The following is a 9,846-nucleotide window of genomic DNA, read 5'->3' on the forward strand; positions in this document are numbered from 1 at the left end:
CCAACTGGCCTTGCTGTCGTAGTTGTTCCGCTGCAATCCTCGGCGGCATGAACACCGTTGAGGAAGATCGAGTGCTGCGGCGGCACCTGGCGGCCGTGCTGGTCGGGGTGCTCTACAACTCCGACCGGAAGTCGTTGCAGATGGCTCGGGCGGAGACGCATCGGTTGGTCGGCGCCGTGACTACGTGCCTGGGCACCCACCCGCTCGACGACACCGGCCGGTGCGGAGTGTGCGAGTCGCCGGAGTGCGCTCTGCGCAGTGATCTCCGGCTCGCGCTGATGCCGTTCGACGGCGTCGCCGAGGAGAGTATCCTCGACGTCGTCGGTATCGAGCGGAAGAAGCTGTGACGCCCGAGAAGCCCGTCGAGGACATGACGATGGCGGAACTCCTGACCAACCAGGTCGATCAGGAGTCCGTCGAGTCCGATCAGCCGGTCGAGCCCAGCAACTCCGACACGGCGTGAACGAGCCGCTGGGGGTCGGCCGGGCTCAAAGTGGACCACTCCCGCCCGTCGCCGGACGGTCGGCGGGTGAACTGCCACCGTCCTTCCGGGGTGTCATAGAACGACACCGCGTACGGTCCGCGCTTCCGCGGCCCCGGTCGGCCGTGCAGGGTCGGGCGGACCGCCGCGCCGAACTGGCCCATGCGCTGCACGTTGCCGAGCACCGAGCCGATCTTCTGCGCGTCGGGCCGGGGCAGGCCAGCGTCGCGCAGCGCGTTCTCCAGGCCGGTGGCGGATTCACCGGCGGCAGCCGCCGCACGTTCCAGATCCGACGCGAGGAGGCTGATGGACCGTGATCGGGGTGCCGGGTGCGGAGGCAAGAGCGACACCATCGACGCGGCGAGCGCGGTTTCGTCGATCCGGCTCAACACCAGCGCGTCTGCGGTCAGGACGGCCGACACCGCGTGCCCGCGCCGGGCTGCCGCGACCGCGCGGACCCGTGGGCCGGAGTCCAGTCGCAGCCGGGCGTCGACCTCACGCTCGGGGCGGGCCAGCAAGTCCAGCGAACCGGCCAGGCGGGCGTCCAGTTCACCGCGCCCGGCCAGTCCTCGTGCCTCCAGCGAGCGCCACGCGTCGTTGAACAACGCGCGGCGCTCGTCCATCGTCGCTCCGTGGGAGGGAATCGTCAGGATCGTCGGGTACTCGCCGAGCTTCAGGTGATCCCAGCACAGCTCGAACTCCAGCCGGGACAGGGTGAACGTCACGGGCCGTCGTCCCCGATCACCGGCGGTGCGACCCGTGGCATGGAGTCCTCTCCCCACACGTCGTCCAGCTCTTCCAGGTAGGGCGCGGTCTTGTGCTCGATGTCGTCCTCGCCCTTGCCGCCCTGCGGGGCACTGGCCATGCCGCCCATCATCGGGCTGCCCGCCGCCCCCCTCGCGCCCGCCGCGCCGGCTTGGGCGGTTCGGTTGGTGTGCGCGTCACCGCCCACGCCGGTGGAGGAGCCGGGGCCGAAGGGCTGGCCGCCGTGACCGGGCTGTCCCGGAACGCCAGGCAGGCCGCCACCGAACCTGGGCGTGCCACCGGCCGGGTTGCCGCCGAATCCCTTGGGAACGCCCGGACCGGTGCCCTTGCCGGGAGGGTTGCCGCCGGGCGGGGTCCGCCGGTCGTAGAAGCCCGGGTTCGGCCTGATCATGCCGGGCGGCGGCACCGCGACAGGTGGTTGCGGCGGTCCGGGCGTGTAGGGCGGGAGAGTGATCGGCGTGGGGCCGGGTCGGGGCGCGATGTCCGGTGTCGTCCCGACTGCCGAGGTGCTGGTGTCTCCGCCGGTGGGCGCGACGGACTGGGGCACTGGCTGCTGCGGCTGCGACGGCATTCGGCTGGTGCCGGTGTCCCCGTTCCACTGGCGGTCCGAGAACTGCCGGGAGTACTGGTTCTGCGGCTCGGACTCCTGGATCGACGTCGGCTCGGCGACCTGCGTCGTGACCTGGGGCGGCGGCACGAAGGTGCCCAAAGTGTTCAACGCCACGTTCGCGCCGTCGCGGTAGCCGTTCATCACGTCGACTGCGCGGTTCTTGGCCTCTTGAGCCTCTTTCTCCTGAATGTCCTGATCGGTCTGGCCGTCGAGCTTGTGGACGATGGCGGCCGGAATGCCGAAGAAGTTGTCGTTCGCGGTGGAGGTGACCTTCACCGGTTCTGGCATGACGTTCTTTGCGCTACCGTAGAGGGAAGTCTGGTCGGAGAAGGCGTCGCGCGTCTTGACGCCGGCGAGGCGGGCGTCTTCGGCCCACTGCACCAGCGGAGCCGTGCTGCCGGTGAACTGCTCACCCGCCGCGCCGACCCAGACTGCCCCCGCAGCCCGGATCGCCGACTCCAGCTCGCTCTTGGCGTTGTCCATCACCTCGCGGAAGCCGTTCCAGGCGTCCTTTACGGGATCGGCCGCCGAGTGGCCCGGCCCACCGTGGATCTTCTTGTAGAGCTGCTTGTGCGACTGCGCGTGGAAGTTGTGGTCACCAATGGCGCCCATCGAATTCCCCCTCACTTCAACAAGTTCTGCATAGCCGCTTCCGCCAGCTTCCGTGCCCCGTCACATGGCTCGGGAAAGCGATCCTCGAAACTCGGCAGGACCGAGAACGCGGCGACAAGGTACTGCCCATCCGCTGTGTCGACCATGACGTCGCAGGCGGCCGGATCAGACGGCAGGGTCACGGTGATTGACGGAAAGCCGAGGATTGGTTCGATCTCGTTCGGCTGCCCGTTTCGTTTGCCGCCGGTCCATTCCTCGATGCCTTCCTTGGTCACCGGGGTCAGGCGGTTACCTGCTCCCGTGACAGACCATGAGCATGCGGTGGTCTTGTAGAAATCGCTGGTCACCGGCCTGCCTTGGCGATCGATCTTGAGCGCGGGCAGTTGCTCGGCCGTCAGGAGCGTGCATGGCTGCACACCGTCGAGCTTGATCTCACGCGGTCGTGCCGACGATGGTCGGGCTGACGTCGAGGACGTCTCCGCAGCGATTGTGGTGGTCGTTTCGGGGCTCGGCTTCCCTGCTGATGGACTGCATGCTGCGGTGAACACCAGCACGGCCGCCAGTACACCGACAAGTGGACGACGCATGGTGCTCAGATACCCCTGTCCTGCTGCATGGCTACGATGTTGACGTCTTCGACCAGGTTGTAGGTCTTCGCGGCCTGGTTGAGTTGATCGATGCTCAAGCTGAGTTGGACAAGGAACTCCGTGGTCACGTCGATCGCGGTGGTTGCGTTCTCGGTAAACGTGCTCGCTGCGTCGCGTGATACGTCGTCGTCGGCGACCGATTGTCCCAGCAGGTTCGCGCGCTGGTTGGCGAGAAACTCCTGGACGGTGTCGCGGACCGCTTCGTAGCGGGCCATGAGAGCCAGGATCTGGTCCGGTGCGACCTGCATGATGACCGGGCCTGTCGGTGCCGGAGCGCCTGCGCCGCCACCACCACCACCAACGCCATCCGCCAAGTACGGCATGAGGTCTCCCCTTCTCCTGCCCTGACCATTGCGCTCGCCTGACCACTGTGCGCGCGTGAGCCGTCGCCGTGCGTGTCCAGGTTCCCACATGGAGATGCCACCGGGTGATGGAACCGGCAACTCGGATCAGGCTCAGCCCACGAGCGAGTGAAGTATCCCGGACGGCGGCCACGGGGACCGCGCAATGATCCATTCTTCGGGCGTGTTCACTCTGATGACGTAATCATTAATGCGAGGGACTGTCGTTTCGTCACCCATTGGGCACAACAACACCAATGCGTTAGGTCCCGTTGCTCCGTCCGTTTCCGCACCATAGCGGGCTCGCTTGGCGAGACGGTCCAACAGTGCCTGCCCGGCTGGGTATCGCCCGAGTGGGGTAAGGCCGTCCAGCGCCAACACGGGCTGTCGCGTCCACTCCCGCTCCAGCGCTCCGCACGCCTGCTCCACCACCCGGTGCAGGTTGAGCTGTTCCCTGCCGCCGGGATCGGCGGCGTCGGCGCGGAGCACGCGGTCGAAGTCGGGGATACGGTGCTCCCTGGCGACGTCGCGCAAAGCGGCCACGAAGGCCGCCGTTACGTCCACCACTGGAACACCCAGCGCGGCCTCAGCGGCGGCCCGCGCCTGAGCCCAGCGCTTGCGCCGCACGGTGATGATCCGCACCCCGCCGCGCTGCGCGGCGTCGACCAGACGGGCGTCCACGTCGCTGGCGGCGGTGCCGGAGACGATCGGGTGATGGCTCAGCGAGCCCGTCGAGCCCGTCGAGGACGTCACCCGCGTCAAGCCGGTCGTCTCGGGTGTGCGCGGGCGGTAGAGCTCGCCGTCCCAGGTCACCGGGAACCCGGCCTCGGTCAGCAGTTCCGCCAGTTCCCGGCCGGTCGGCAGGCGGTCGAGGCCGGGGAACCGGTTGTCCAGCCGTTGCTGCACGCCGTCGGCGGTCAGGCCACCCTCGGGCATCCCCGCACCCGCCTGGGCCAGCCGGAGCGCCCGCACCGGGGACAGGCTCCGCGGGTACAGCTCCAGGCGGAGGTTCGCCAGCACCGTGCCCGAGCCCGCTGCCGCCAGCCTGACCAGGCGCTTCTCGTCGAACACCTCACCGGTCCGCTCCGCGCAGGCCGCCAGCTCGCGCACCACGGCGGTCGGCGTCGGAAGCGGGTCCTGGGCGGCCAGCTCACCGGCCTTGTCCGCCAACCGCTCAGCGAGGTCCAGCAACGACTCGTCGGACGGCGTGTCCACGGGGTCACCCGAGCCGACCTGCAACGCCAGCAGCACCCGCTCGTGGTGGCGGCGCAACGACAACCGCGGTTCGTCGCGCTGCCAGTCCACCTCGTAAGCGGCCCGCAGCACGGCGTAGGCGTAAGCCATCCGCATGGGGTGCGATTCCACGTCCGAGCAGCCGTGCTGGGCCAGCAGGTGCTCGGCGAGCTCTTCAGCGGCGGCGACCCGGCGGAACGACACCAGGGTGTCGACCACCTCGCCCAACACGGTGTCGAGCACGTCGATGTTCGACCACGCCCGGCGGCGTGCGGACAGGACCTGACTGATCCGCCCCTGGGTGAGGTTGGTGTCCCCGGCCACCACGACGCTCGTCGGCCACCGGGTCTCCGGTAGCACGCCGTTCTCGTCGGGCAGGCCGAGCAGCAGGCGGCTGATCGCGGCCTGGGTGTCGTTGCGGCGCTTGGCCTTCGGCAGGAGCACGGCGACGATCGCGTCCAATGGCAGGCGCGAGCCGGTCACGTCGGACGGCAGGTGTCCAGTCGTGATCACGCCTGGCTCGGTCACGAGCCTGGTGCGCCACGCGGCGATGCGGTCGAGCAGCTCGGTCCGCGTCTTGCGGCTGAGCCCCCGGGCCTTGCGCACGTCGTTGATCCGCAGGTCGAGCAGGTCACCGACGGTGTCGGCGCCGAGCCGGTTCGCCACCGCGACCGCCCGCAGCGTCAGCCCGGCAGCGTTGAGCGCGGTGTCCATGGTCGCCCGCTCGGCCGCTTCCTCGCGCAACTCCTCCGGGTCGTCGGAACCCGAGGACGACACGGCGGCCGGCGCGGTCTCGTCCAGCGCGGTGAACACCCGCTGCCACGCCTCGCGCATCTGGGCGGCGGACGCGAACCGCTTGTCGGCGTCGCGGTGCAGGGCTTTGCCGAAGAACTCGCGCAGCGGCTCCCGCAGCCCGGTCTCGAACAGCTCGGTCGCCAGCGTCACCGGCTCGGTGTGGAACCGGGGGTTCGTGCCGTCCTCGCCCCACGACGGCAGCTCCAGGCTGGCCATCTCGTGCAGCGTGACGGCCGCCGCGTAGCGCTCGGCGTGCAGGTCGTACACCGGGCGGCGGTCGCTGCCCAGGAACGGGTCGATGTAACCGCGGGTGCCCGCGGTCACGTCGTTGAGCGGTGCGCCGGCCAGCGAGAAGTCGAACAGCACCAGGCCCTGCCCGTACTTCGGGTGGCTGCGCAGGCCCAGGTTGTCCGGCTTGATGTCGCGGTGCAGCACGCCCTTGCGCTCCAGGTAGGACAGGGCGTCGAGCAACTGGTCACCCAGCAGTTGGAGCTTGTCGGGCAGCAGCGCGCCCTCGTCGCGCAGGATGTGGGCCAGTGACCGCTCGCCCGCGTAGTCGATCTCGATCGCCTGCCTGCTGCCCAGCGGGAACAGGCTGCGCCTGCGCACGACGACGTGCTCGTGTCGCAGGTCTTCCAGGGCGGCGGCCTCGTCGGCGAGCCGGTCCACGGCGTCGGCCGACCGCGAGACCTTCAGAACCGTGTCGGTGTTGTCGTGCTCGACCAGGAAGGCCCGCGCGGTGGCGCCGGTACCCAGGACGCGCTGCACCACGTAGTCGGAGTCGGCGAGCCGCTCGCCCGGCGCGGCGTCCCAGGGGTCCACCCGGTCACCGGAGGGTTCGCCGAGCCGCTGGAACGCGGACAGCTCTTCCAAGAACTGCTCGACGTCGGCGAACCGGTCCCGGACCACCGGGTCGGTGGCCAGCGCGACCACCGCGTCGAGGTCGTCGGGGATGCTGTCGTCCACCGCGCGCGGGTGCAGGCCGCCGTGCCGGGCCAACTGGTCGAGCAGCTCGGAACGGGTGCCGGCGGGCGGCTGGCCGGTCAGCACCAGGTAGGCGATCGCGCCGACGCCGAACACGTCGATCGCGACGGTGCCGTCCGGATCGTCGGTGAAGTCCGGGGCCAGGTACGGGGCGGCGGCGGCCTCGACGTGGGCCACCGCGCCCGTGCTGGGGCGCAGCCGGTGCACCGTGGAGGAGCCCGACAGGCCGCGTGCCGCCGCCTGCCACTCACCCACCTGCAACTGGGGCTTCGTCCAATCGCCGGCGGTCGGCACGACGATCACGGCCCGGGGTGACAGGGCCCGGTGCACCAGCCGTCGCTCGTGCGCGTAGTGCACGGCCTCGGCGAGCTGGCGCACCATGCCCAACCGGGTGGGGAGGTCCAGGTCGGCGTGGTGCTGGGCCATGTAGTGGTCCAGCCGCAGCGCCTCCCGGGGCTGCTCGATCAGCAGCGCGGGGCCAGCCTCGTGGTCGACCAGGTCCACCGGGCCGAGTAAACCGGGGTGGCGGATGCCCTGGCAGGCGCGGAACTCGCGCTCGGCGGCGGCGCGGATGGAGCGCTGCTTGTCCGAATCGCCTTCGCGTTCGTAGAGGTAGATCCGGACCCTGCGGTACTCGCCGGGCATGTCCTCGCGCAGGGCGTGGTGGTCCTGCCACGTCGGCCCCGTGTCGTACGGGCGGGGTTCGATCTGCCACGACCCGACGGTGATGCTGCGCCGGGTCGGGTGGATCCCCACCCGCTGGAGCAGCCGAGGCAGCGCGCGGAAGAAGTCCGGGCTCAGCGGCGTCCGGCTGATCGGGCCGGTGAGCAGGTCGGAACCGATCTTGTCCAGCACCTTGCCGGTCTCGGGCCCGTAGACGCCGTGGCGCTGGGAGTCGTCGAGCCGGATGTCCAGCCCGGTCTCGGACAGGAAGATCGCCGGGGCCACGAACGGGATGGCGACCTTGTTCTGCCGGGCCGCTTGGACGAGCAGCGACTTCAGTTCCTTGGCCTTCTGGTCCGCCAGCGGCAGCGGGTTGTCGAACGTGCGCGGGTGGCGGCTGTTCGGACGGTGCTGCACCCACGTGCCGTGCCGGTTCTCCAGCCTGCCCTTCAGGCTCTTGATCTCGACCAAGTGCAGGCCGCTCGGGGTGGCGACCAGCAGGTCCACTTCACGGATATGCCCGTGCGGGGAGATGAACGTGAAGTTCGACCAAGCCTCGTACGGGTGCCGGTCGGGCAGCAGCTCGCGCACCTGCCGCAGTGCCGCCCGCTCGTGCGTGAACGCGGACTGCGTGATCTCGCGCCACCTGCTCGACTGCTCGTCCACCCCGCACCCTTCGACTAGACGGTCCATCATGTCCGATCGCGCGCGACGCGGGTGTGTTACCCGCCGGGTCGGCACGGCGGGGCGCCCGTCACGGCTTGACGGGCACCTTCGCCTGGCGCGAGAGGTAGTCGTTCACCTCGTCGGCGTCGAAGGCGGCCGGGTCGAAGTCGGCGGCCGAGTCCAGTTCCAGCCACTCCAGCCGCTCGTCGTGCTCCGGGTGCTTCGGGTCGGCCAGCACGTCGCAGAGGTGCGCGTAGCCCCAGATGCCGCCGCTGTCCTCCGGCGGGGCGGCACGGCGGCCGGCGAGGCAGCGGGGGTAGGCGGCACCCGGTTCGGCTTGCACGACGTCCTCCACCAGGATGTCGTGGTCCCAGGCGTCCCCGAAGTCGTACAGGTAGCCGATGCGGTCCTTGGGGTTGGGCGCCACGTCGGCCAGGGTCACGGTGGCGGCGTCGCCGTGGCCGAGTTCCGGGTCGGGCATCCCGTACTCGCCCTGCGGCGTGTCGAAGACCCACAGGTGGTAGTCCTCCCAGGCGAACAAGTCCTGGATGGCCTGGTGCAGCCGCACCAGCGGCGTGGACGACAGCACCTCCACGCGGCGCCAGATCGGCGGCTTCGACCCGCGCAGGGTGACCTTCAGCCGGTGCACGCTGGTGTCGAGGACGGTCGGCGCGGCCTCCGGCAGCAGTTCCAGCCGCTGCTCCAGCAGTGCCAGGGTCCTCGTCACGTCCTCCACCTGGTCCGGCTCGACTGGACACGGCTCGCGTTCCAGCGCGTCCGCCACGATCCCGCGCGCCTGTTCGGGCGTGTATTCCCGGAACGGGAAGCCCAGCTCCGCCGCCGCGTGGACGTACCCGGCCCGGATCTTCTTCGGCTGGTCGCTGACGAAGCAGTCCTTGAGGCCGCCCAGGTCGTGGTCGATCAACAGGACGAGGACGTGCGACTTGCGCCCGTACGAGAAGGTCAGCGCCAACCCCTCTTGAGCGCCGCGCGGGTCCGCGTAGCCGAAGCAGGCGCCGACGGTCGGCTTGCCCACCGTCTTCGCCCACTTCGGGTCGCGTAGCCCGCGCGCGACGAGGCGGTCGGCGGCCTGGGATGCGATCGGCCGCACCTCCGGCGGCGCGAGCACCGCGAACGCCCTGGCCAGTGCGAGGGCTTCCGGCCTGCCCGTGGCCTCCGCGTCGGAGATCATGGCGGCCACCATCTCCGGGAAGTCCTCGGGATCAGTGCTCTCGGCCATCGCGCCCAGGAACTCGGAAGCGGACAGCTCGGCGTCCAGTGGCCCGCAATCGGGCCCCAGCAGCGGCGAGAAGCCGTCGAGGAACGCCATCGCGAGCTCGGCCACCGGCTGGACGAAGCCTGCCGCGGTCAGGCGCTCCAACGCGTCGGGCACGTCCTCGGCGGCGTCGACCAGCCGCAATACCTCTTCGGGGGCTCCTTGATCAGCCAGCATCGCGCGGAGGTCGGACAGGGTGGGCTGGGCTTCGTTCGACACCCGCCTGATCGTGCCATCAACGCCGGCGGCGCCGCTCACGGCTCCTGGACCTGAACGTCGCTCACGACTGACGGGACGCGGCGCCCCTGCCGGGATGGTTCAGCCGGACTCGAAGACCGCCCGCACGCCCACCGGTCGAGTCCGCCAGGCGTCGGAGTTGGGCGGCCAGGTAGGGGCAGGCGCGGCGTTGGCCGCCGCGGTCCGCGATGGCGTTGGACAAGGACGCCAAGGTCCTGGCGACGCGGGCGCGGTCGGGGTGCCGGCCGCGGCGCTCGCACTCCGCCAGCCAGTCGGCGGGGGAGAGGTGGCCACGCTCGCGGTTGCAACGGCGGCAGGCGGCGACCTCGTTCTCCTCCCACGACGGGCCGCCCTTGACCTTCGGCACCAGGTGGTCGGTGGTCGGCGTGACGTGGCGGGTGAACGGGCGGCGGCACCACGTGCAGTCGTCGCCGTCGCGGAGGAGCACGTCGGCCAAGCGGGTGGGGCGGTCGCGGGCGTCAGGCATCGGCATCCAGGAAAGCACCGCGCCCCGGCCGTCGCACGACGGCCGGGGC

Annotated in this window: 8 protein-coding genes; 1 reads left to right on the top strand and 7 read right to left on the bottom strand. The window is 70.5% G+C overall.

The genetic code is table 11. From position 1 onward, the window contains the following. The first annotated feature begins 47 nt into the window (after positions 1 to 47). Positions 48 to 347 carry a hypothetical protein gene (locus tag ABTZ99_RS34360; protein WP_499617324.1) on the top strand — a complete coding sequence of 100 codons (300 nt, stop codon included), beginning with the start codon at positions 48 to 50 and terminating at the stop codon, positions 345 to 347. 79 nt (positions 348 to 426) lie between these two features. Here the strand turns inward: ABTZ99_RS34360 and ABTZ99_RS34365 are convergent, their stop codons facing one another. The 7 genes from ABTZ99_RS34365 to ABTZ99_RS34395 all read right to left on the bottom strand — a co-directional run. After that, positions 427 to 1,206, bottom strand: coding sequence for an ESX secretion-associated protein EspG (locus tag ABTZ99_RS34365; protein ID WP_499617327.1), 780 nt, complete (start codon positions 1,204 to 1,206; stop codon positions 427 to 429). Beyond that, entirely contained in the window at positions 1,203 to 2,468 is a 1,266-nt protein-coding gene (locus ABTZ99_RS34370; RefSeq protein ID WP_499617330.1) for a PPE domain-containing protein, read from the bottom strand. Before ABTZ99_RS34370 ends, ABTZ99_RS34365 begins: the two co-directional genes overlap by 4 nt. Positions 2,469 to 2,479: 11 nt before the next feature. Next, complete coding sequence (locus ABTZ99_RS34375; RefSeq protein ID WP_499617334.1) at positions 2,480 to 3,022, bottom strand: DUF3558 domain-containing protein; 543 nt, start codon at positions 3,020 to 3,022, stop codon at positions 2,480 to 2,482. 38 nt (positions 3,023 to 3,060) lie between these two features. After that, positions 3,061 to 3,438: a PE domain-containing protein gene (locus ABTZ99_RS34380; protein WP_499617337.1), complete on the bottom strand. Its 378-nt coding sequence runs from the start codon at positions 3,436 to 3,438 to the stop codon at positions 3,061 to 3,063. 132 nt (positions 3,439 to 3,570) lie between these two features. Continuing rightward, a complete protein-coding gene (gene pglW, locus ABTZ99_RS34385) occupies positions 3,571 to 7,797 on the bottom strand; it encodes a BREX system serine/threonine kinase PglW (protein ID WP_499617340.1) in 4,227 nt (1,408 codons plus the stop codon). A gap of 88 nt (positions 7,798 to 7,885) precedes the next feature. Then, positions 7,886 to 9,292, bottom strand: a complete 1,407-nt coding sequence (locus tag ABTZ99_RS34390; protein ID WP_499617344.1) for a plasmid pRiA4b ORF-3 family protein — start codon at positions 9,290 to 9,292, stop codon at positions 7,886 to 7,888. A 61-nt stretch (positions 9,293 to 9,353) separates the two neighbouring features. After that, a partial coding sequence (locus tag ABTZ99_RS34395) for an HNH endonuclease (protein ID WP_499617347.1) occupies positions 9,354 to 9,846 on the bottom strand: 493 nt, incomplete at its 5' end.

It is taken from the genome of Actinosynnema sp. NPDC002837, assembly GCF_040295345.1.
Classification (GTDB): domain Bacteria; phylum Actinomycetota; class Actinomycetes; order Mycobacteriales; family Pseudonocardiaceae; genus Actinosynnema.